Below are 20,814 nucleotides of genomic sequence, written 5' to 3' on the forward strand. Positions count from 1 at the left end.
TGCCGATGTCGCCGCATCGTCCACCCATATGCGATCGCCCTGCCCGGAGGGGAGAGGCGAAGATCAGCGCGCTTCTTCGAATCCCGCCAGCACCGAGGTCAAATTGGCACCGAGAATATCCGAGAGATAGCCGCCCTCCTGCACGAACACGGTCGGCAGGCCCATCTTCGCAATCGTCTGGCCGATGCGGCGGAAGCCCGGCGTGGTGACGGCGAGGCCCTTCAGCGGATCGTGCTCGGAGGCATCGAGGCCGAGCGCGATGACGAGCGCGCCGGGCGCAAAGGACTCGATCGCCTTGCGCGCGACATCCATCGCCTGGATATAGCCGTCGTCGCCGGTGCCGATGGCCAGGGGAATGTTGAGATTGGTGCCGAGGCCCGGCCCCTCGCCGCGCTCATGGGCATAGCCCCACACGTAAGGATAATACGCGACGGGATCGGCATGGATTGATACCGTGTAGACGTCAGATCGCGCGTAGAAAATTCCTTGCGTGCCGTTGCCGTGATGGACGTCGACGTCGAGGATCACGACGCGCTCATGCCTGGTCCGCAGATGAGCAGCGGCGATCGCGCTGTTGTTGAGAAAGCAGAAGCCACCGGCCATGTCGCGATAGGCATGATGGCCGGGCGGACGGCAGAGCGCGTAGGTCGCATCCTCCCCGTCCATCACCATCTGCGCCGCGGTGACGGCGACGTCGGTTGCCGCGCAAGCCGCGGCCCAGGTGCCCGGGCCGATCGGCGCCGCGGTATCGGCGGTGTGCCAGCCGAGCTTGCCAACGATGTGGGTGGGATAGGTCGCTGCATGGCGCACGGGATGAATGTTACCGATCATCTCCGGGCCGGAATCGCCGAGCGTGGTCCAGGCGTCCCAGGCTTCGCTCAGGAACGACAGATATTCCGGGCTGTGAATGCGCGCGCGGGGCCCCTGCCCGAACCTGGTCGGCTCGACCAGCTGATGCTTGCCGTCCTTGAGCCCCTGGAGCAGCCGGTCGGCGCGCTCGGGCTGCTCGGTGGTGCGCTTGACGACGCCGCGCACCAGGAAGAATTGCGGATCGTGGCTGCGGTGCAGTTCGGTATGGACGGCTTTCACTCAACACTCCGTGGTCGCATGCTCTTTGACGTACCACGGATGTCTTGATACCCGCGGCGGCCAGATGCAAGCAAGAAGAGTGCCGCTGCTGCCACGCCGCTCTGCGCTGGAAGCAGACCGAGTTCGAGTCCTTTGCGTTCAGCAGCGTTCGCGCTGAAGGCAGTGCTCGCGGCCCGGCTGATCGGTCCGGAACGACTCGATGAAGCCGCCCTGGCGCTGCGTGACGAAGACGGTCTTGCCGTCGCTGCCGCCGAAGGCGAGGTTGGTCGGCTCCTTGCCCTTCAGCGCGATCTCGCGCTCGACTGCACCATTGGTCTTCATCAGCGCGATCGTGCCCTTGAGAATGCGCGCGACGTAGAGGCGGCCGGCGACGTCGGTGCGGATGCCATCGACGGTATCGGGTTGAAATGCCTTGACCAGCTTTGCATCAATGAGCGCATTGCCGCTGATCGCGTAGGACCAGATCTGACCGCTGCTGGATTCGCCGACGTAGAGCGTCTTACCGTCCGGGCTGAGATCGATGCCGTTGGTGGTGCCCATCGCGCGCGGCGCCGCCATGACCTGCCCCTGCACCGATCCGTCAGCGGCCTTGGCAATGCGCCAGATGTGGCCTTCTCGGCCCTTCCAGTTCGGATCGCTTGCATAGATCGTGCCGTCGCGGGCGAGCGTGATGTCGTTGGGCTGGCTCATCTCGTCGGAGTGAAACCAGACGACCGGCTCGGCGGCGCCCTTCGCGATCGCGAAGATGTTGTGCTTCTTGTAGTCGGCGATGAACATGGTGCCGTTGCGATCGAAGCGGATGGCGTTGCCGACGCTGCCTTCGGGCAGTGCCGAAAATTGCTGCGAAGCCGCGCCGCCCCGAGGCAGCCTGCCGATGGTGCCGGGCTTACCGAGGTTGACCACGAAGAGGTTGCCCTCGACATCGACGGCCGGCCCCTCGATGCCGAAGGTGTATTCGCCGGGCGGCGTCACCTGCACGCTTTCGAACAGCCTGGTTTCGGCCCGGACCGGTGCCGCCGCAAGAACGAGAAGGACGCTACTGCACAGGCACCAGAAATTCCTGCCGGATGTAATAGCCATCGTCGTCGGTGCACTCGCCATTCAAATAGGGATCGGCCAGCCGGAAGAATCGGCTGAAGCCGCGTTTGTCTACAGCGCTCCTTTGTGTCACGACGACGACCTTGCCGGCCGGCATTTCGCCGCATTCCTTGTTCGCCTTGCTGAAGAATTTTCGCTGCGGCGGGCCGGACTTGATACGCATCCGCACGCCCGGAACCATTTTGGCAACGAGCAGGTCTGCTGTCTCGATCAGGCCGGCATAGCCGGGCTCGGTCTTCGGCAGTTTTTCGCCGCCAGGCGGCATCAGCTTCTCAGCGCCGAGACCGCGCAGCCGCGTGCGCAGCTTGCCGGAGGCGGGATCGCCTGGATAGATCCAGCCGTCCTGCGACAGCATGAAGCGCAGCACGGTGGTGTCCTTCTCGGCGTCCGATTGTCCGGCGTTCAGGCCGAAATCGGAATGGCAGCCGAGGCAGTGCTTTTCGACCAGTCCCTTGCGCAGCGTGGTCAGCCGGATGCGGTTCTGCGCGTCCCTTGCGACGAACGCCGCGAGCTCGTCGATGAGCGCCTGGCTGCGCATGTCGCAGGGCAGCGGCTCCGGGGCATCGCCCACGGCGCGATCGATGCGGATCACAGTCTGGTTCTTGTCCTCGACCAGCCAGATCGCGCCGTCCTCCGCGACCGTGATGCCGACCGGCGCGCCCTGCGGCCGCGCGCCGTTGACGCGGTGCCAGCCGGCGATCAACTCCTCGAACGGCGCGGCGGCGACTTCGCCGGCATCGGTCTGAGAGCTGTGGGTCGGATCGGCCGCGCAGCTGACATGGTAACGCACCGGCGCCGGGCTTGGCCTCGGAAAGCCGTGATCGTCGACATCGTAGACGAGGACGCGGCTGCCGGTCGGACGATAGCCGTGCAGGCCAACGAGGAGCTTGCCTTCCAGCTCCGGGAATTTGGCGCCGTGATAATACAGCATCGCCAGCGGCGCGCCGTGCGGCGGCATCAGCGAGAACGGCGCCTTGTACAGTGCATTGGCGGTGCAGAGCGATTTGTAGATCCCGGATTGCAGCACGAGTTTGAATTCGGGACTCGAAGTCGACAGATCGTAGCAATAGGGCCAGCCGTAGTGCCTGCCCTGCTCGATCGCGTTGAGCTCCTCGTTCGGCTTGAAGATATCAGGCAGGTCGCGGCCGTTCTCGCCTTGCAGGAAGGCGTAGCCGGCATCGGGAAAATTCGGGTGCAGCGCCAGCGCCAGTGAATTGCGCAAGCCCCGGGCGTAAACTGCGTGCGGCGGATCTGGATCATTCGGCTTCAACGCCGCAAAGACGCCGGCTGAAGGCGGTGTGAACAGCCAGATCGCAGCCATCGCGGAGGCACCTTCAGTCGCCGCGCAAGCGCGGGTGATCGGCGCCGGCGTGATGCAATCGTCGCTGTGGGATCCGACATTGACGAACAGCCGCCCGTTCCTGTCGAACACGAATTGCTTGAGCGGATGCGCGCTCTCGTCGAGCCTGGTGCCATCGGGCAGCGTGATCCGCCGGCCGGGCAGATGGCGGATGATGGTCTCGACGGTGCTGCGCGGATTGTCCGCAAGCGGATCGAACCGGAAGATCGTCTCCGCGGTCGCGGCATAGAGCTTCCGGTCCGGGCCGATCGCGAGGCCGAATGGATACTCGATCGCAGTCAGCAGCTCCTTGAACCGCTTGCCCTCGGCGGCATGCGGATCGAGCAGCAGCAACCGGCCGTCGGTGTGGCCCCAGCCGCCCATGTCGGCGACCACGAACAGATCGTGGCCGGGCACCTGGATGATCGAACGCGGAAACTTGAGATGATCCTCTTCGCTGGCGACGAGACCGGCGCAAAACCCCGCCTTCATGTCGATCGGGATTCTGGGAAAGCCGAGATCGCCGCTGCCGCAGCTTTCCGTGCCGATCGCATAGCCGCTTTTGCGGAGCGGCTGCGAAGACGCCACCGAGGCGAGACAGATCAGGACTCCAAAGATCAATGCTCCAAAGACCAAGGCTCCAAAGAAGGCGGCGACACATGCGCGCAGGCTTGGGCGCTCGCACCAGAATATGAGGCGATTCACGGCGATCTCCCGGACTTTCCCGTCGAAAGTCCAGAGTTCCACGCTGCAAGGACGCCGTCCAGTTGATCATCACTCCGCTGTGATTAAACCTCCAAGGGTCTTCGTTCCGACCAATCTCCGTAGATTCCCTTACCGGGCTTGGCCCGAATGTCTTTCGGTCGTTTCGGATGGTATCGGTTTGCCGTCCAAGCCGCTCTCTAACAGGAGGCGTATATGGTTCAGATGTATTTCCACTGCTCCAATACCGAAGGCACGCTGGTCGATCGCTACGGCACCGCTGTCGCCAATCTGACCGAGGCGCGCGACCGCGCCGCTCAGATCATGCGCTCGATGATCCTGACGCCCAGCAACGAGGACTGGCGCGACTGGGTGATCCATATCAGCGGCGATGACGGCGAAGAGATTTTCGATGTCCCCTTCACCGCCATGCTCGGCAAGCCACATTGAGGTGATGCCGTGCTGCTCACTTCATTGAGCCTGCTCCGCCAGCCCCTGAGCTTCGTGGCCGCCAAATGGCAGACGCTGGTGCGGACCGCAGGCAATCCCTACCGTCCCGAACTTCACTACATGCGCGGGCCTGGCCCGAAATGGCGCGCCAAGCATCAGGCCAGCCGCCTGGACCGCCCGCTCTGAGCGCTGCGGCTTCGTCTCTTTTTTAGCACTGCTCCCGCAAACTTTGTCATGCCCGGGCAAAAGCGCGAAGCGCTGGCCGGGACAAGCCCGCCATGACGACGCGGAGACAAAGTGCCCGTCTCGACGGCTCTGTAGCCGCGCCATCCCGCGCTTGTTTCACACCAGCCATGTCGCTTCTCCCTCTGGATGTTCTCGTTGGCCGCGATGTGGCATTGTGCGTGCGCTTCGCCATTGTGGAGCCTCGACATCAACGCAACGAAGCCACGACAGACATCATGCCCCACCAGTTCAGCCGCGCCCAATACATCCGCAAACCCGCAATCAAGGCCAAGTCCGGTATCGTCGCCGCGCAATCGCGGCGAGCGGCCGAGGTCGGCGCGCAGGTGCTGGCGGCCGGCGGCGACTGCGTCGACGCGATCGTCGCGACCACTTTCGCGCTGAACGCACTCGAGCCCTGGATGAGCGGCATGGGCGGCGGCGGCGCGATGGTGCTCTACCGCGCCACGGAAAATCGCTACGAGGTGATCGACTACGGCATGCGCGCGCCGCAAAGCCTGCACGTCGCCGACTATCCGCTCACCGGCGAGGGCGCCGCCTCCGACCTGTTTCCCTGGCCGCGGGTGAAGGACGACCGCAACATTCACGGCCCCGGCTCGATCGCGGTGCCCGGCGTCGTTGCCGGCATGGAGGAGGCGCATCGCCGCCACGCCAAATTGCCGTGGAAGGATTTACTGACACCGGCCGCGACGATCGCCGGCGAAGGCTTGCTGGTCGACTGGTGGACGACGCTCATGATCGCCAGTACTGCGGCCGACCTCAGGCGCTATCCCGCCAGTGCGGAAACCTTCCTGAACGACGGCCTGCCGCCGAACGCGCCCTGGGGCATCAAGGCCGAGACGCGGCTGCCGCAGGAGAAATTGAAAGCGACCCTGGCGCATCTGGCCATTGCCGGCCCGCGCGATTTCTACCAGGGCGACCTCGCCAAAAGCATCGCATCCGATATCAGCGCCGACGGCGGCTCACTCTCGGTGGAGGATCTCGCCACGTTCCGCGCCCATCTGCGCGAGCCGCTGGCGATTCCCTATCGTGGCGGCAAGGTGTTTGCGACGCCGGAGCTCACGGCCGGCCCGACGCTGGCGCATGCGCTGCGCCTGTTGCAGCAGAACCTGAAGCCGGCGAGCACGCCGGATGCGGCAGCCTATGCCGAATACGCGCTTGCCCTGCAATCGGCCTATCGCCAGCGGCTGGGCGACATGGGCGATGCCGACGGCAAGCGCTCGCTCGGCGCGGAATATCTGGCGCCGGCCTGCACCACGCATTTCTCCGTGGTCGACCGCCACGGCAACATGGCGGCGGTGACGCAGACGCTGCTCTCGACCTTCGGCTCGAAATATGTGACGCCGTACACCGGCATCCCCATGAACAACGGCATCATGTGGTTCGATCCGACGCCGGGCACGACCAACTCGCTCGCCCCCGGCAAACGCTGCCTCACCAACTACACGCCCGTCATCGCCGAGACCGGGGACGGCAGGCGCCTTGCGATCGGCGCCTCCGGCGGTCGCCGCATCCTGCCGGCGGTGATGCAGCTGGCGTCGTTTGCGATGGATTTCGGCATGGACCTCGACACGGCAATCCATCAGCCGCGCATCGACGCCAGCGAGGGCGCAGTCGTGATCGGGGATAGCCGCTTGCCCACGGACGTACGCAAGGCGCTCGCGGCGCGCTTCGATTACGAGGAGACCCAGGTGCAGGCGCTGCCGATGAAATTCGCCTGCCCGAGCGTGGTGATGCGCGAGGGCGACGTCAACTCCGGCGCGGTCGAGATCTTCCAGCCATGGGCTGATGCAGTCGCGGAAGCCTGAGCGTCACGCTCTCTCCACATTTGCAGTGAACTTACCTGTCCACAGTTCGTTCGTGGAATGGACAAGTGCGCTCGCCCCAGTGGAGGACATGATGAAGAAACTTGCGCTCGCTGCGTCGCTGATCATTGCGGCCGGCTTCGCGCTTACCGGCCCAGCTGTTGCCAAAAGTGGCCACGGCGGTCATGGGCATGGTCACGGCCACGCGATGGGCCATTATCATGGCACGCCGCCGGGATGGTACCACGGGCGCAAAGTCGGCTGGCGCGGCATGGGCTGCCCGCCCGGCCTGTGGAAGCAGGGCCGCTGTTGAAATCTCTGATCGGAACGACAAACGCTGCCCCCTACAGGGGCGGCGCAATGCGTTTAGATACCCAACCGGTCCCGGACCCGACCTGCGAACACCGCTGTCGTCACGCCCACCGGCCAGAACGCGTGCATCGGAATCGGCTTGATGCCGGTGATCGGCATGTCGATCTCGGCCTTGGCACCGCCGATCAGGCGGCGCGCAAGCTGGGCGCCCATCGCGGTCGAGAGCGCGACGCCGCGGCCATTGCAGCCGAGCGAGATCAAAATGTTTTCGGCGGGCTCGTGCACGTGCGGATAATGATCCCTGGTGATGGCGAGCCGGCTATTCCAGCCATGGGTCCAGGCAACGTCTTTGAGCTGCGGCCATAGCCGCACGGCGTAGCGGATGAGATAGGCGACGTCGGAGGGCGAGCTGATCCAGCGCATCGGGCCGCGACCGCCCATCAAGAGACGGTTCTGCTGGTCGATGCGGTAATAGACCGTAATGTGACCACTCTCGTAGAGGACGGGACGCGCCGGCATGATCGAACGGGCAATCTCGTCGGAGAGCGGCGCGGTGGCGGCGATCGAGGAAAACACCGGCACGATGGTCCGGCGGAGCGCGGGCCAGAGATCGTCGGTAAAGCCGTTGGTGGCGAGCAGCACTTTTTCGGCATGCACGACACCATGCGGCGTCTCGATTCGCCACCGGCTGCCGTCGCGGCGAAGCGACAGCGCCGGCGTCTCGCCATGGACGGTCGCGCCTGCCGAGATCGCGGCGCGCGCAAGACCGCGGGCGTAGCTGAGGGGATGCAAATCGCCGCCGCGCGTGTCCAGCATGGCGCAGAGATAACGATCGGTGCCGGTCATCTCGCGCAACTGGTCGCGGTTCAAGAGCTTCACCGGCATGCCACGGCGGATGCATTGCTGCGCGGTCTGGTCGATCGCCGCCGCGCTCGCTTCATTGTAGGCCGCGCGCAGCGTGCCGTTCTGCCGCGCGTCGCAGGGGATCTGGTAGCGGCGGATCAGCTCGTGGGTGAAGTTCGTGGTGCCATAGGCGAAGTCGATGATGCGGCGGCCGAGATCGGGGCCAAAGTCGGCCTCGATCTGATCGGGATCGTGCTTCAGCCCGGGATTGGTCTGGCCGCCATTGTTGCCGGATGCGCCCCAGCCCGGCTCCTGCGCCTCCAGCACCAGGGCCTCGACGCCCTGCTCGGCCAGATGCAGCGCTGTGGAGAGACCCGTGAAGCCTCCGCCGACGATCGCGACGGAGACGTTCTTGTCTGCGTCGAGCGGCGGCGTTGCGGCCGGCGCGACGGCGGTGTCGGCATAAAGTGACGGCGGCAGAGGCAGGCGGGCGGGCGCGTTCATGGCAAGGACCGATCAGAGCGGATGCAGCACGCGGCGCAAAAAGTCCTGCGTCCGCGGATGCTGGGGTTGATTGAGGACGGCCTTGGCCTGTCCCTGCTCGACGATGACGCCGCCGTCGATGAACAGCACGCGGTCGGCGACATCGCGGGCAAAACCCATTTCATGGGTGACGACGACCATGGTCATGCCATCATCGGCGAGCTTGCGCATCACGCCGAGAACGTCGCCGACCAATTCAGGATCGAGTGCCGAAGTCGGCTCGTCGAACAGGATTGCCTTGGGCTGCATCGCGAGCGCGCGTGCGATCGCGACGCGCTGCTGCTGGCCACCGGAGAGCTGCGGCGGATGCGCGTCGGCCTTCTCGGCAAGCCCCACCTCGGCGAGCAGCGCCCGGCCACGCTCGAGCGCAGCGGCGCGCGGCTCCTTCTTGACATAAAGCGGACCCTCGACAACGTTTTCGAGGACAGTGCGATGCGGGAACAGGTTGAAGCGCTGGAACACCATCGAGACCTGCGTGCGGATCGACACGATCGACGGCGCATCGCGGTCGACCTTCAGGCCCTCGACGCTGATCGCGCCGCGGTCATAGCTCTCGAGCCCGTTGATGCAGCGCAGGATCGTCGATTTCCCGGAGCCGGAGGGGCCGACGATGCAGACCACCTCGCCCTTCTGCACCGAGGCCGAGATGCCCTTGAGCACTTCGTTCGCGCCGAAGCTCTTGTGGACATCGGTGAGCTCGATCATTTCTTGCCCGCCCGCTTTTCGAAGTGGCGGACCAGCAGGATCAGCGGGATGCTCATGGTGAGATACATCAGCGCCACCAGCGTGAACACGTTGGTGTTCTTGAAGGTCGAGGACGCGATCAACTTGCCCTGGAGCGCGAGCTCGGCCACCGTGATGGTCGAGGCCTGCGAGGAATCCTTCAGCATCATGATCATGACGTTGCCATAGGGCGGCAGCACGATGCGCACCGCCTGCGGCAGCACCACGCGGCGCATGGTGAGCCACCAGCCCATGCCGATCGACTGCGCCGCCTCGATCTGGCCCTTGTCGATCGCCTCGATGCCGGCGCGGAAGTTCTCCGCCTGATAGGCCGAGTAGGCGATGCCGAGCCCGAGGATGGCGGCCTGCAACGCCGACAGCGTAACGCCGAGATCGGGCATCACGAAATAGAGGTAGAACAGCAACACGATGATCGGAATGCCGCGGATCACGTTGATCACGCTGGCGCTGATCGTCGACAGGACCTTGATACCGGAAACCCGCATCATCGCCCAGACCAGGCCCAGCACTGTCGAGAGCAGCAGCGAACCGATGGTGACGACGATCGTCAGCGCGACGCCGTTCATCAGGATCGGGAAAAACTCGACGGTGTCGTGCCAGAAGCCTTTCATCGGGCCGCCTTCACCGATCAGCCCTTTCGACTAGCCTTGCGCCTTCTGGCCCCATTTATCGAGGATCTTGTCGATGGTGCCGTTGGCCTTGAGCTTGGCGAGCGAGGCGTTGATCTTGCCGAGCAGCGCGGTCTCGCCCTTGCGCACACCGATGCCGACCGATCCGACGGTGACGGGCTTGTAGCCGTCGACCAGGCGCACCTCGGGGAAGCCGCCTTGCTTCAGATTGTAGGCGACGATCGGGTAATCGGCGTAGCCGGCCTTGAGGCGGCCGGTGTTCACGTCGCGCAGGATGTCGGGGATGGTGTCGTAAGCCTTGACGTCAGCGAACAGGCCGGACTTCTTCAGCGCGTCGACGAAGGCGGTGCCGACCTGGGCGCCGACGGTCTCGCCTTTCAGATCTTCCTGCGTGGCGTAGGCCTTGGTGTCGCCCTTCGGCACCACCAGGCCTTCACCGTAGGTGTAGATCGGATCGGAGAAGTCGACGACATCTTTGCGCGGCGGCGTGATGAACATCGCGGCGGCAATGATGTCGATCTTGCTGGACGTCAGCGACGGGATCAGCGCCGAGAACTGCATCGGCTCGATCTGCACGTTGAGACCGGCATCCTTGCCGATCTCGGTGATGAGATCGACCATGATGCCCTGGATGGTGTTGGTCTTGGTATCGAGGGAGGTGAAGGGAATGCCGGTCGGCGTCGAGCCGACCTTCAGGACCTGCTGCGCCGAAACCGGCACAACGGCGAACAGCGTAAGCGCCGCGACCGCGGCCTGAACAAAACGCTTCAACGGCATCGCATCCCCCTTTGGGTCCGGCCGGTGGCGGTACTCGCGCGTGTCGTGATCTCAGACGTTGCGGGCCACGCCGTTTCGGCCTATTTTCACCAATATGAAAATTTGGTCACACTTTGGCGGCCGACGCAAGCGGTTTTCATGCACATGAAGGAAGCGGTTTGACGTGAGCGGTGGCAAGAGAATGCGCAAACCGGCCGCCGCAAAGCCGGCGCGAAAGCCGAAGACCAAGGCTAGCGCGAAGCCGGCCGAGCCCGCGATGGACGTCGCGGTCGGCAGCCGCATCCGCGATCTCAGACGTGTCAGGCGGTTCTCGCTCGAAACGGTCGCAGAGCGCACCTCGCTTTCGATCGGCTTCCTCAGCCAGATCGAGCGCGGCCTTTCGTCACCCTCGCTCCGCGTGCTGGCGACGCTCGCCGACGTACTCGGCGTTGGCATCGCCGCGTTGTTCGGCGCGAGCCCGAACGGCGACGGCACATCCGATCAGGTGGTGACGCGCGGATTGCAGCGGCCCGAGCTGAAACTCTGGCGCACGGGCGTCTCCAAACAATTGCTCAGTCCGGCCGGCGCCGACAACCGGCTCAATTTGTTCCTGGTACACTTGGAGCCCGGCGGCTCCACCGGAGACGAACTCTACACCCACGACGGCGAGGAAGCCGGCCTCGTGCTCGAGGGCGAGATGATGCTGACGGTGGACAGCGAGACATGGTCGCTGAAGACGGGGGACAGCTTTCGCTTTGCCAGCCGGAGGCCGCACCGGTTTTCCAATCCGGCGCAGGATGCGAAGGCAGTCGTGCTCTGGGTGAACTGCGTGACGGGAGCGAACTGAGTCTTCTCCCTCTCGCCGTAAATTCCGGCCTCTTCCCGCAAGCGGCAGGGCAATCGCATATGGCCTTTTAGGGCTGCCTGAGCGCGCGCCTCGTCCTTCGAGACGACCGCTCCGCAGTCTCCTCAGGATGAGGCTAACCGGCATCGGTGCCCGTTGAAACGGCTGCCGCGCACTCCGTCCTCATCCTGAGGAGCCCGCGGAGCGGGCGTCTCGAAGGATGGCCGCAGGGAAACCGCTCTCAAATGCGATTGCCCCTGTCGCAAGCGGCGAGAGGCGAAGAGGGCTCAATGCTGCCACATCGTCATTGCGAGCGAAGCGAAGCAATCCAGACTCTCACCGCGGAGACACCCTGGATTGCTTCGTCGCAAGGGCTCCTCGCAATAACGAGCGGATAGAGCCTTAGCCGAACCTGTGCGCGTACCGATCCACCGTCAGCGCACTGACATCGATGTCCGGCTTCTTGCCCGACAGCATATCCGCCAGCACGCGGCCGGAGCCGCAGGACATGGTCCAGCCGAGCGTGCCGTGGCCGGTGTTGAGGTGGAGATTGGCGTACTTCGTCGCGCCGATCACGGGAGGGCCGTCCGGCGTCATCGGGCGCAGGCCGCTCCAGAACGTCGCCTTGGAGAGATCGCCGCCGCGCGGGAACAGGTCGGTCAGCGAGTGGTCGAGCGTGGCGCGGCGGGCGTCGTAGAGCTTGTCGGAATAGCCGGAGATTTCGGCGGTGCCGCCGACGCGGATGCGATTCCCAAGCCGCGTGATCGCGACCTTGTAGCTCTCGTCCATCACCGTGGATTCCGGCGCGCCTGAAGCGTCCTTGATCGGCACCGTGATCGAATAGCCCTTCACCGGATAGACCGGCAGCGAAATGCCGAGCGGCGCAACCAGGCGCGACGACCAGCTTCCGAGCGCAAGGACGTAGGCGTCGGCGTGCAACAGGCCGGCGCTGGTCGCAACACCGCTGACGCGGGTGCCATCCGTGACGATGCGGTCGATTCCGGCGTTGAACATGAAGCGGACGCCGAGCGCCTGGGCGTGCTTGGCCAGCGCCTGCGTGAACATATGGCAGTCGCCGGTCTCGTCCTGCGGCAACCGAAGCCCGCCGGCGAACTTTTCCTTCACGCCCGCCAGTGCCGGCTCGGCTGCGATGCAGCCTTCCCGGCTCAGCACCTCGTACGGCACGCCGTATTGCTTGAGCACCGCGATGTCCTCAGCGGTGCCGTCGAGCTGCGACTGGTAGCGGAACAGCTGGAGCGTGCCCTGCGAACGCTCGTCATACTGGATGCCGATGTCGCGGCGCAGATCGCGCAGGCAATCGCGGCTGTATTCCGCGATCGGGATCATCCGGCTCTTGTTGACGGCGTAGCGCTCGCTCGTGCAATTGCGCAGCATCTTGGCGAGCCAGACCCACATCACCGGATCGAACTTCGGCCGGATCACCAGCGGGCCGTGCTTCATCAGAAGCCATTTGATCGCCTTGACCGGCACACCGGGGCCGGCCCAGGGCGAGGAATAGCCGGGCGAGACCTCGCCCGCATTGGCGAAGGAGGTCTCCAGCGCCGGCTCCGGCTGACGGTCGACGACCGTCACCTCATGGCCGGCACGCGCGAGGTAGTAGGCAGAGGTGACACCGATGACACCGCTGCCGAGGATCAGAACTTTCACGCTTGGTCAAACTCCCGCGGCATCGCGCTCGCCGCTGCCAGGAAACAACTCGCAACGGCGAGAGCAATTATCAGGCCACCCGCTTGATGGCGTCGCCGAGGATCGACACGATGTCGTCGATGTGGCTCTTCTCGACAATGAGCGGCGGCGACAGGGCGAAAGAGTCGCCGCTCATGCGGAAGTACAGCCCGCGATTGAAGCAGTCGACCATGACGTCATAACCGCGCGCACCGACCGCGCCGTCGCGCGGCGACAGCTCGACCGCGCCCATCAGGCCGCAATTGCGGATATCGACGACGTTGGGCAGGCCCTTCAGCGAATGCAGCGCATCGCGCCAGTAGTCGGCGATGTCAGCACCGCGCGTGAGCAGGCCTTCGTCCTTGTAGATGTCGAGCGTGGCGATGCCGGCCGCGCAAGCCACCGGATGCGCCGAATAGGTGTAGCCGTGGAACAGCTCCATCTGGTTCTCCGGGCCGACCATCAGGCCGTCGTGCACCTTGCGGCTCGCGAACACCGCGCCGCAGGGCACGGTGCCGTTGGTGATGCCCTTCGCGGTCGTCATCAGGTCCGGCGTGACGCCGAAGAAGTTGGCGGCAAATGGCGCGCCGAGCCGGCCGAAACCGGTGATGACCTCATCGAAGATCAGAAGGATGCCGTGCTTGTCGCAAATTTCGCGCAGGCGCTGGAGATAGCCCTTCGGCGGCGGCAGCACCGCGGTCGAGCCCGGCACCGGCTCGACGATAACGGCGGCGATGGTCTCGGCACCATGCAGAGCAACGAGGCGCTCGAGATCGTCGGCGAGCTCGGCGCCGTGCTCCGGCTGATCCTTGGCGAAGGCGTTGCGGGTGAGATCATGGGTGTGGCGGATGTGATCGACGCCCGGCAGGAGGGTCGCGAACGCGCGGCGGTTGGCGACCATGCCACCAACCGACGTGCCGCCGAAGCCGACACCGTGATAGCCGCGCTCGCGGCCGATCAGGCGGGTGCGGCTCGACTGGCCGTTGGCGCGGTGATAGGCGAGCGCGATCTTCAGCGCGGTATCGACCGACTCGGAGCCGGAGTTGGTGAAGAAAATGCGGTCGAGGCCCTTCGGCGCGATCTCGGCGAGCCGCTCCGCGAAGTCGAACGCCAGCGGATGGCCCATCTGGAACGACGGCGCGAAGTCCAACGTCATCAGCTGCCGCTCGACCGCGGCGGCGATTTGCTTGCGGCCGTGGCCGGCATTGACGCACCAGAGCCCGGCGGAGCCATCGATCACCTTGCGGCCGTCGACGGTGGTGTAGTGCATGCCTTCGGCCGAGGAGAATAGCCGCGGCGCTTTCTTGAACTGCCGGTTGGCCGTGAACGGCATCCAGAACGAATCGGTCTTGATGGTGTTCGGAATCTGATGAAGGGTCACGGGCCACGCTCCTTTGCTGACCCATTAGCCGAACCACGCCTTCAAAAGCACAACAAGTCCTTTTCTGCCTGCCAGCAACCCATTGATCTTACTGGGGCTGCCGGTCCATATTTGCGCGATCCGCAACACCTGCAACAGGGACTGGGCATGAGCGTCGACATCGGTGGGCGGCTGCGATTCATCCGGACACGCCAGAAGCTGTCGCAGCGCGAGCTTGCCAAGCGCGCCGGCGTCACCAATTCGACGATCTCGCTGATCGAATCCAACCAGATGAACCCGTCGGTCGGCGCACTCAAGCGCATCCTCGACGGCATCCCGATGGGGCTTGCCGAATTCTTCGCGCTGGAGCCGGAGACGCGGCGCAAGATCTTCTACCGCGCCGAGGAGCTAACCGAGGTCGGCAAGAAGCCGATCTCCTACCGCCAGATCGGTGACAATCTGTTCGGCCGTAGCCTCCAGATCCTGAAAGAGCGCTACGAGCCCGGCAGCGATACCGGGCGCGTTCATCTGGTGCATGAGGGCGAGGAAGGCGGCATCGTGATCTCCGGCAAGCTTGAGGTCACCGTCGAGGACGAGCGGCGCATCCTCAACCCCGGCGATGCCTATTACTTCGAGAGCCGCCGCCCGCACCGGTTCCGCTGCGTCGGCGGCAAGCCGTGCGAGGTGATCTCGGCCTGCACGCCACCGACGTTTTGAAGCGGCGGCAGGCCGGAAGTGTCAGAGCTGTGTCAACAGCTCCTCGATCCGGATCGGAAAGCGGCGGACGCGCACGCCGGTCGCATGCCAGACGGCATTGGCGACCGCGCCGGCGCTGCCGGTAATGCCGATCTCGCCGACGCCCTTGATGCCGAGCGCATTGACGTGCGGATCGTGCTCTTCGACTGTGATCACGTCGAGCGGCGGCACGTCGGCATTCACGGGGATGTGGTACTCGGCGAGATTGGCATTCATGATCCGGCCGCTGCGCCGATCGGTAATGGCCTCCTCGTGCAGCGCGAACGACATGCCCCAGATCATGCCGCCGAACAGCTGGCTCTTCACCAGATGCGGATTGACGATACGCCCGGCGGCGAAGGCACCGACCATGCGGGTGACGCGGACCTGGCCGAGCTCGGGATCGACCTTCACCTCCGCGAACACCGCGCCATGGGCATGCATGGCATATTCCTCCATCGATGCCGGATTCGGCGCGCCGGTGCCGCGCGCCTCGACCTCGGCGAGCCCCGCGCGCGCAAGGATCTCGGCGTAGCTCTCGCCGCGGCTCTCGTCGTCGCGCCGGAATAGCTTTCCGCTGCGCGCGATCACGCCGGCATTGCCGGCGCCGAACAAGGGCGAGCGCTCATCGTTCGCGGCGAGATCGGCGAGTTTTGCAATCACAGCTGCACCGGCGGTGTGGATCGCCGCACCGGCGGTCGCGGTATGTGCAGAGCCGCCGGCAATGCCGGCATCGGGCAAGTCCGATGTGCCGGCCTTGAACTCCACCCGATCGATGTCGAGCCCGAGCCCGTCGGCCGCGATCTGGGCCAGCGCGGTCCAGGCGCCCTGCCCCATGTCATGCGCGCCGATCTCCATCACACCCGTGCCGTCACGGCGGATCGCCGCGCGGGCTTCGGCCTGGAACATCAAGGCCGGGAAGGTCGCCGTGCCCATGCCCCAGCCGACCAGAAGCCCGGCATCGTCACGCATCTGCCACGGCTGCAACGGCCGCTTCGCCCAGCCGAAGCGCGCCGCCCCCTGCTCGTAGCAGGCGCGCAGCGCCTTGGAGGAAAACGGCTTGCCCGTGATCGGCTCGACCTCGGCATAGTTCTTCAGGCGGAAGGCGAGCGGATCGATGCCACAGGCCCAAGCCATCTCGTCGATCGCACTCTCCAGCGCAATCGAGCCTGTCGCTTCGCCCGGCGCGCGCATGAACAGCGGCGTGCCGGTGTTGACGCGCACTGCGTCGTGCGAGGTGCGGATCGCGGGAGCCGCATAAAGGGTGTGTGAGGCGTCGGCCGCGGGCTCGTAGAAGTCATCGAACGTGCTCGATACGGTCCTGGCATGGTGATCGAGCGCGGTCAGGCGTCCCTCGCCGTCGGTACCCATGCGCAGCCGCTGGCGCGTTGGCGCACGATGGCCGACCGGGCCGTACATCTGCTCACGGCGCAGCACGAGCTTGACCGGCCGGCCGACAAGCTTGGCCGCCATGATGCCGAGCGTCGGCGGGCCGGACATCAGCCCCTTGGAGCCGAAGCCGCCGCCGAGGAAAGGACTGCGGATATGGATCTTGTCCGGCGCGATGCCGAACAGTTCGGCGATGCGGGCGCGCGACAGGAATAGACCCTGGGTCGGCATGTCGACCGATAGCTTGTCGCCGTCCCACGCGGCGACGATCGCATGCGGCTCCATCGCGTTGTGATATTGCGGCGGCGTCTCGTAAACGGCCTCGATCCGTTTCTCGGCCGAAGCAAGACCCGCCTCGACATCGCCGCGGTGATTTTCCGTCGGATTGCCGACACCGACCACCGGCGGCACGAAGCTGTCGCCGGCATCGAGCCCGATCAGCGCGGGCAGGGTCTCGTAGTGCGGCGCCAGCAACGCCGCGCCTTCCGTCGCCGCCTCCAGCGTTTCCGCGATCACCACGGCGATCGGCTGGTTGGCGTAGCGGACCTCGTCGCTGTGCAACGCTTCCATCCGGAACACGAACGGATTGGTCTTGATCTCGGGATCGATCGCGAGCGGCGGCTTGTGGTCTGATGTCATGACATCGACGACGCCGGGATGGCGCCTGGCAGCAGTGACATCGAGCGAGGTCACGCGGCCGCGCGCGATGCTGGACACAGCCATCACCGCAAACAGCATGCCGGGCGGATGGTTATCGGCGGCGTAGGTCGCCTGCCCCTTGACCTTGAGGATTCCGTCGCGGCGGGTCAGCGGCTGGCCGATGTTCGAGCCGTGCCGTAAATGGGCGGGCGCACTGGTGAGGTTGAGCTCAGACATGGAGGGCTCCGGAGGTCGAGGCAAAGGGAGAGGCTGGCAGCGGCGGCAGGCGCGCCGGTGTACCGGCCGCGGCGAGTGTCAGCGCGCGCACCACGATGCGGCGCGCGAGCTCGATCTTGAAGGCATTGTCGCCGGACGGCTTGGCGTCACCGAGCGCGCGCCAGGCGGCTTCCTGGAACGCGTCTGCCGTCGGCGCGACGTCCCTGAGCACGTCTTCTGCGGTGCGCGCGCGCCACGGCTTTGCGGCGACGCCACCGAGCGCGAGCCGCGCCTGCTTGATCTTGCCATTCTCGATCTGCAACGCAGCAGCGGCCGAGACGACGGCAAAGGCATAGGACGTGCGCTCGCGAACCTTGAGGTAGCCCGCATGCGCGGCGAAGCCGCGTGCCGCCGGCGGCAGACGCACCGCGACGATGAGGTCGCCGGGCTCGAGCGTGGAGTCGCGCGCCGGTGTATCGCCGGGCAAGCGATGCAATTCGTCAAGTACGATTTCGCGCCGGCCGTTACTGCCCTCGATCTCGACGACCGCATCAAGTGCGACAAGCGGAACGCAGAAATCGGAAGGATGCGTGGCGATGCAGCTGTCGCTCCAGCCGAGCACGGCGTGCGACCGGTTCTCACCATCGCGGGCATCGCAACCGCTGCCGGCTGCGCGCTTGTTGCAGCGGCTGGCGGTGTCGTAGAAATAGGCGCAGCGCGTCCGTTGCAACAGATTGCCGCCGACCGTCGCGGCGTTACGCAGTTGCGCGGAGGCACCGGAGAGCAGCGCTTCTGCCACGGCAGGATAGGACCGTACGAACTCGGCATCATGCGCCAGATCGGCATTGCGCACGAGCGCGCCGATGCGCAGCGCCCCGTCGGGGAGATGCTCGATGCGGTCGAGCCCTCCGAGATGGGTGACATCAACCAGGCGATCCGGGCGGCTGATATTCCCCTTCATCAGATCGAGCAAATTGGTGCCGGCAGCAAGATAGACGGCGCCCGGCTGGGCGGCCGCGGCAACGGCCTCCTCGACCGTGGTCGGCCTGACATAATCGAACGGTTTCATGCGGAGCGCCTCTGGTTGGTTTCGTCCATGCGTCCTTGCGCCTCCAGCACGGCATCGACGATGCCGGCATAGGCGCCGCAGCGGCAGAGATTGCCGCTCATGCATTCGCGGATCCGCTCGGGATCGTTGCCGGCCTGGCCTTCGCGCATCATGCCGATCGCGCTCATGATCTGGCCGGGCGTGCAGAACCCGCACTGGAAGCCATCATGGGCGATGAAGGCGGCTTGTACGGGGTGAAGCTGGTCGCCATGCGCCACACCTTCGATGGTGAGGATGTCGGCGCCGTCGTGGCTGATGGCGAGCGCGAGGCATGAGTTGATGCGCTTGCCGTCGACGAGAATGGTGCACGCGCCGCACTGGCCGCGGTCGCATCCCTTCTTGGTTCCGGTGAGATGGAGGCGCTCACGCAGGAGATCGAGCAGCGTGACGCGCGGATCGTCGAGGACGAAGTCGCGCCGCGCACCGTTCACGGTGAGGCTGATGGAGTGGTTCATACAAGGCTCCGATCAGATATGGACATGAGTGATCGCGCGTCGCGCCACCGCCGTGGCCGCCGTCGATTTCTGCGCCGACCGGACACGATCCGAGCCAACGTATCGACGAAGATACGGAGGCGCCCTCCGCTTAACAAGGGTTGCCGGAAAATATTTGGAATTCGTCAAAAGCCAGTGCGCAGACAACGCGATGCAGCCTAGCCAAGGGTTCAATCTAACCAATTCGTGATCTACATTGCCGGCATGGACGACCACGCCGACCAGATCCGCAAGCCCCGCGCCGATGCCGTGCGCAATCGCGAGCGCGTGCTCGAGGCGGCGAAAACCGTGTTCAACGCGGGCGGCCCCGAGGCGAGCCTCGAGGCCGTCGCAAAACGCGCCGGCGTCGGCATTGGCACGCTCTACCGGCATTTCCCGACGCGCGAGGACTTGTACGAGGCGGTGTACCGGCGCGAGGTCGAGCAGCTCAGCGAGCTCGCCGAGCATTTGCGAAGCGCCAAGGACCCCGTCGATGCGCTGCGCCGCTGGCTGCGGTCCGCTGTCGAATTCGTTGCCACAAAAAAAGGCATGTCGGCCGCGCTGGCGCTAACCTTCCAGAGTTCGTCGGAACTCGCCGCCTTCTCGATGGACCGGTTGACCAAGGCGATCGGCTCGCTGCTCGACCGTGCGGTCGCGGCCGGTCAGATGCGTGCCGATATCAGCCCGGAAGACCTGCTCAGGGCCCTGATCGGAATGTGCTACATGCACGACCAGCCCGGCTGGCAGTCCTCGGTGCTGCGGATGCTCGACGTGTTCGTCGATGGGCTGTGCATTCAGACAGCAGCCAAAGCGAAAGTGCGCTCCGCCAAACCAGCAAAGCCGTCCGCAAAGCGGATTCGCTAGCGTCACCCTGTCAGGATCGGCTTTAGCGCCTCGCGCTGGCGCACGATGAAGTCGAAGAAGGCGGCGATCCGCGGCACGCGCCGGAGATCGGGATGCGTCAGGATGCGCCAGCTCCGCGTCAATTCCGGAATCGGGCCAAGGACGCGGACGAGATCGGCTTCGGCATCGCCGAGCGCGACGGGAAGCGGACCGATACCGACGCCGGACTTGATCGCGGAAACGAGGCCAAGCACGCTGTTAACGCGCGCAGCCATCTTGGCATTGGGCGCGACCTCCTTCAGCCATTTGACGGCGCGGTGATTGGCAAGGGATTCGTCCAGCCCGACCAGCAAATGACGCGTGAGGTCCTCGACACGCTCCGGGGGGCCGTGCCGGTCGAGATACTCGCGGCTGGCGTAAACCGCCCAGATCGACTCGGCGATCTTGCGCCCGACCAGCTCGTCGTCGGTATCGCCCGAGCGAAAAGCGATATCGACCTCGCCCTTCGACAGGTCGAGATAGCCGTCGCTCATCACGAATTCGACGCGCAGCGCGGGATGCAGCGCGTGAAAATCGCCGACGAGACCGGATTGGATGAGCCGGGCGACGATCGGCTCGGGACAGGTGACGCGAATCACGCCCTTCATATCCTGCTCGGCGTCGATCGTCCGGCGCTGGAAGTCGTCGATGGTGGCTTCGATCCGCTCGGCATAGGGCAGCATGATGTGACCGAATTCGGTGAGGCGGTAGCCGCTCGGCTGACGCGTCACCAGAGCGCGGCCGAGCCGCCGCTCCAGCTCATCGAGCCGCCGGTGCACGGTCGACTGGCTGAGGCCGAGCGCCTTGCCGGCGGCAATGGTGCTGCCGTGCCGCGCGACCGCCAGGAGATATTTGAGGTCGTTCCAGTCGAACATAAGACGATTATGCACTTCTGCGGCCGCTGGCCGCAATGTTGCAGCTCCCGCGCC

General features: G+C 65.3%; 20 protein-coding genes. 7 read left to right on the plus strand and 13 right to left on the minus strand.

Annotation, left to right across the window (positions count from 1 at the left end; genetic code table 11):
* Positions 1-63: 63 nt before the first annotated feature.
* The 3 genes from FXV83_RS01765 to FXV83_RS01775 all read right to left on the minus strand — a co-directional run bounded on the left by FXV83_RS01765 (position 64) and on the right by FXV83_RS01775 (position 4,231).
* Positions 64-1,089, minus strand: coding sequence for a histone deacetylase family protein (locus tag FXV83_RS01765; protein WP_148737173.1), 1,026 nt, complete (start codon positions 1,087-1,089; stop codon positions 64-66).
* 138 nt (positions 1,090-1,227) lie between these two features.
* Complete coding sequence (locus tag FXV83_RS01770; RefSeq protein WP_187435585.1) at positions 1,228-2,169, minus strand: SMP-30/gluconolactonase/LRE family protein; 942 nt, start codon at positions 2,167-2,169, stop codon at positions 1,228-1,230.
* Positions 2,126-4,231: a PQQ-dependent sugar dehydrogenase gene (locus FXV83_RS01775; protein ID WP_148737177.1), complete on the minus strand. Its 2,106-nt coding sequence runs from the start codon at positions 4,229-4,231 to the stop codon at positions 2,126-2,128. Before FXV83_RS01775 ends, FXV83_RS01770 begins: the two co-directional genes overlap by 44 nt.
* Before the next feature lie 213 nt (positions 4,232-4,444).
* Between FXV83_RS01775 and FXV83_RS42355 the strand changes: the two genes are divergently transcribed.
* The 4 genes from FXV83_RS42355 (at position 4,445) to FXV83_RS01790 (ending at position 7,039) form a co-directional block, all read left to right on the plus strand.
* Positions 4,445-4,678, plus strand: a complete 234-nt coding sequence (locus FXV83_RS42355; protein ID WP_187435586.1) for a DUF6894 family protein — start codon at positions 4,445-4,447, stop codon at positions 4,676-4,678.
* 9 nt (positions 4,679-4,687) lie between these two features.
* Positions 4,688-4,864: a hypothetical protein gene (locus tag FXV83_RS42360; protein ID WP_187435587.1), complete on the plus strand. Its 177-nt coding sequence runs from the start codon at positions 4,688-4,690 to the stop codon at positions 4,862-4,864.
* Positions 4,865-5,139: 275 nt separating this feature from the next.
* Positions 5,140-6,729, plus strand: coding sequence for a gamma-glutamyltransferase (locus FXV83_RS01785; RefSeq protein WP_148737179.1), 1,590 nt, complete (start codon positions 5,140-5,142; stop codon positions 6,727-6,729).
* 91 nt (positions 6,730-6,820) lie between these two features.
* Entirely contained in the window at positions 6,821-7,039 is a 219-nt protein-coding gene (locus tag FXV83_RS01790) for a hypothetical protein (RefSeq protein WP_187435588.1), read from the plus strand.
* Between the two features lie 53 nt (positions 7,040-7,092).
* Here the strand turns inward: FXV83_RS01790 and FXV83_RS01795 are convergent, their stop codons facing one another.
* The 4 genes from FXV83_RS01795 to FXV83_RS01810 are packed head-to-tail and all read right to left on the minus strand — an operon-like array spanning position 7,093 to position 10,574.
* Positions 7,093-8,385: an NAD(P)/FAD-dependent oxidoreductase gene (locus FXV83_RS01795; RefSeq protein ID WP_148737183.1), complete on the minus strand. Its 1,293-nt coding sequence runs from the start codon at positions 8,383-8,385 to the stop codon at positions 7,093-7,095.
* 12 nt (positions 8,386-8,397) lie between these two features.
* Positions 8,398-9,129 carry an amino acid ABC transporter ATP-binding protein gene (locus FXV83_RS01800; protein ID WP_148737185.1) on the minus strand — a complete coding sequence of 244 codons (732 nt, stop codon included), beginning with the start codon at positions 9,127-9,129 and terminating at the stop codon, positions 8,398-8,400.
* Complete coding sequence (locus tag FXV83_RS01805; protein WP_148737187.1) at positions 9,126-9,779, minus strand: amino acid ABC transporter permease; 654 nt, start codon at positions 9,777-9,779, stop codon at positions 9,126-9,128. The genes FXV83_RS01800 and FXV83_RS01805 overlap by 4 nt, the downstream gene beginning before the upstream one ends.
* 30 nt (positions 9,780-9,809) lie before the next feature.
* Positions 9,810-10,574 (minus strand): ABC transporter substrate-binding protein, encoded by a 765-nt coding sequence (locus tag FXV83_RS01810; RefSeq protein ID WP_148737189.1) that lies wholly within the window; start codon positions 10,572-10,574, stop codon positions 9,810-9,812.
* Positions 10,575-10,755: 181 nt separating this feature from the next.
* Between FXV83_RS01810 and FXV83_RS01815 the strand changes: the two genes are divergently transcribed.
* Positions 10,756-11,400 (plus strand): helix-turn-helix domain-containing protein, encoded by a 645-nt coding sequence (locus FXV83_RS01815; protein ID WP_187435589.1) that lies wholly within the window; start codon positions 10,756-10,758, stop codon positions 11,398-11,400.
* A 399-nt stretch (positions 11,401-11,799) separates the two neighbouring features.
* Here the strand turns inward: FXV83_RS01815 and FXV83_RS01820 are convergent, their stop codons facing one another.
* Complete coding sequence (locus tag FXV83_RS01820; protein ID WP_148737193.1) at positions 11,800-13,065, minus strand: D-amino acid dehydrogenase; 1,266 nt, start codon at positions 13,063-13,065, stop codon at positions 11,800-11,802.
* 70 nt (positions 13,066-13,135) lie between these two features.
* Positions 13,136-14,464 (minus strand): omega-aminotransferase AptA, encoded by a 1,329-nt coding sequence (aptA, locus tag FXV83_RS01825; RefSeq protein ID WP_235939282.1) that lies wholly within the window; start codon positions 14,462-14,464, stop codon positions 13,136-13,138.
* 147 nt (positions 14,465-14,611) lie between these two features.
* Here aptA and FXV83_RS01830 point away from each other — a divergent pair, with 147 nt between their 5' ends.
* Positions 14,612-15,160 carry a cupin domain-containing protein gene (locus tag FXV83_RS01830; RefSeq protein WP_148737195.1) on the plus strand — a complete coding sequence of 183 codons (549 nt, stop codon included), beginning with the start codon at positions 14,612-14,614 and terminating at the stop codon, positions 15,158-15,160.
* 21 nt (positions 15,161-15,181) lie between these two features.
* Here FXV83_RS01830 and FXV83_RS01835 read toward each other — a convergent pair whose 3' ends face one another.
* The 3 genes from FXV83_RS01835 to FXV83_RS01845 are packed head-to-tail and all read right to left on the minus strand — an operon-like array spanning position 15,182 to position 18,985.
* Positions 15,182-17,443, minus strand: coding sequence for a xanthine dehydrogenase family protein molybdopterin-binding subunit (locus tag FXV83_RS01835; RefSeq protein ID WP_148737197.1), 2,262 nt, complete (start codon positions 17,441-17,443; stop codon positions 15,182-15,184).
* Positions 17,436-18,491 (minus strand): FAD binding domain-containing protein, encoded by a 1,056-nt coding sequence (locus FXV83_RS01840; protein WP_148737199.1) that lies wholly within the window; start codon positions 18,489-18,491, stop codon positions 17,436-17,438. The genes FXV83_RS01835 and FXV83_RS01840 overlap by 8 nt, the downstream gene beginning before the upstream one ends.
* Positions 18,488-18,985, minus strand: a complete 498-nt coding sequence (locus FXV83_RS01845) for a (2Fe-2S)-binding protein (RefSeq protein ID WP_148737201.1) — start codon at positions 18,983-18,985, stop codon at positions 18,488-18,490. Before FXV83_RS01845 ends, FXV83_RS01840 begins: the two co-directional genes overlap by 4 nt.
* Before the next feature lie 243 nt (positions 18,986-19,228).
* Between FXV83_RS01845 and FXV83_RS01850 the strand changes: the two genes are divergently transcribed.
* The gene (locus FXV83_RS01850; RefSeq protein WP_187435595.1) at positions 19,229-19,867 is read left to right on the plus strand and encodes a TetR/AcrR family transcriptional regulator; all 639 of its coding nucleotides are present in this window, start codon (positions 19,229-19,231) and stop codon (positions 19,865-19,867) included.
* Between the two features lie 2 nt (positions 19,868-19,869).
* Here the strand turns inward: FXV83_RS01850 and FXV83_RS01855 are convergent, their stop codons facing one another.
* Positions 19,870-20,775, minus strand: coding sequence for a LysR family transcriptional regulator (locus FXV83_RS01855; protein ID WP_148737204.1), 906 nt, complete (start codon positions 20,773-20,775; stop codon positions 19,870-19,872).
* Positions 20,776-20,814: the final 39 nt, after the last annotated feature.

The organism is Bradyrhizobium hipponense (assembly GCF_008123965.1).
In the GTDB taxonomy this organism is placed as follows: domain Bacteria; phylum Pseudomonadota; class Alphaproteobacteria; order Rhizobiales; family Xanthobacteraceae; genus Bradyrhizobium; species Bradyrhizobium hipponense.

Bases quoted from the DNA above. Each gene is read 5' to 3' on its own strand.
- FXV83_RS01770 (WP_187435585.1), bottom strand. From the start codon at position 2,169: ATGGCTATTACATCCGGCAGGAATTTCTGGTGCCTGTGCAGTAGCGTC.
- FXV83_RS42355 (WP_187435586.1), top strand. From the start codon at position 4,445: ATGGTTCAGATGTATTTCCACTGCTCCAATACCGAAGGCACGCTGGTC.
- FXV83_RS01785 (WP_148737179.1), top strand. From the start codon at position 5,140: ATGCCCCACCAGTTCAGCCGCGCCCAATACATCCGCAAACCCGCAATC.
- FXV83_RS01790 (WP_187435588.1), top strand. From the start codon at position 6,821: ATGAAGAAACTTGCGCTCGCTGCGTCGCTGATCATTGCGGCCGGCTTC.
- FXV83_RS01795 (WP_148737183.1), bottom strand. From the start codon at position 8,385: ATGAACGCGCCCGCCCGCCTGCCTCTGCCGCCGTCACTTTATGCCGAC.
- FXV83_RS01800 (WP_148737185.1), bottom strand. From the start codon at position 9,129: ATGATCGAGCTCACCGATGTCCACAAGAGCTTCGGCGCGAACGAAGTG.
- FXV83_RS01805 (WP_148737187.1), bottom strand. From the start codon at position 9,779: ATGAAAGGCTTCTGGCACGACACCGTCGAGTTTTTCCCGATCCTGATG.
- FXV83_RS01810 (WP_148737189.1), bottom strand. From the start codon at position 10,574: ATGCCGTTGAAGCGTTTTGTTCAGGCCGCGGTCGCGGCGCTTACGCTG.
- FXV83_RS01815 (WP_187435589.1), top strand. From the start codon at position 10,756: ATGCGCAAACCGGCCGCCGCAAAGCCGGCGCGAAAGCCGAAGACCAAG.
- FXV83_RS01830 (WP_148737195.1), top strand. From the start codon at position 14,612: ATGAGCGTCGACATCGGTGGGCGGCTGCGATTCATCCGGACACGCCAG.
- FXV83_RS01835 (WP_148737197.1), bottom strand. From the start codon at position 17,443: ATGTCTGAGCTCAACCTCACCAGTGCGCCCGCCCATTTACGGCACGGC.
- FXV83_RS01840 (WP_148737199.1), bottom strand. From the start codon at position 18,491: ATGAAACCGTTCGATTATGTCAGGCCGACCACGGTCGAGGAGGCCGTT.
- FXV83_RS01845 (WP_148737201.1), bottom strand. From the start codon at position 18,985: ATGAACCACTCCATCAGCCTCACCGTGAACGGTGCGCGGCGCGACTTC.
- FXV83_RS01850 (WP_187435595.1), top strand. From the start codon at position 19,229: ATGGACGACCACGCCGACCAGATCCGCAAGCCCCGCGCCGATGCCGTG.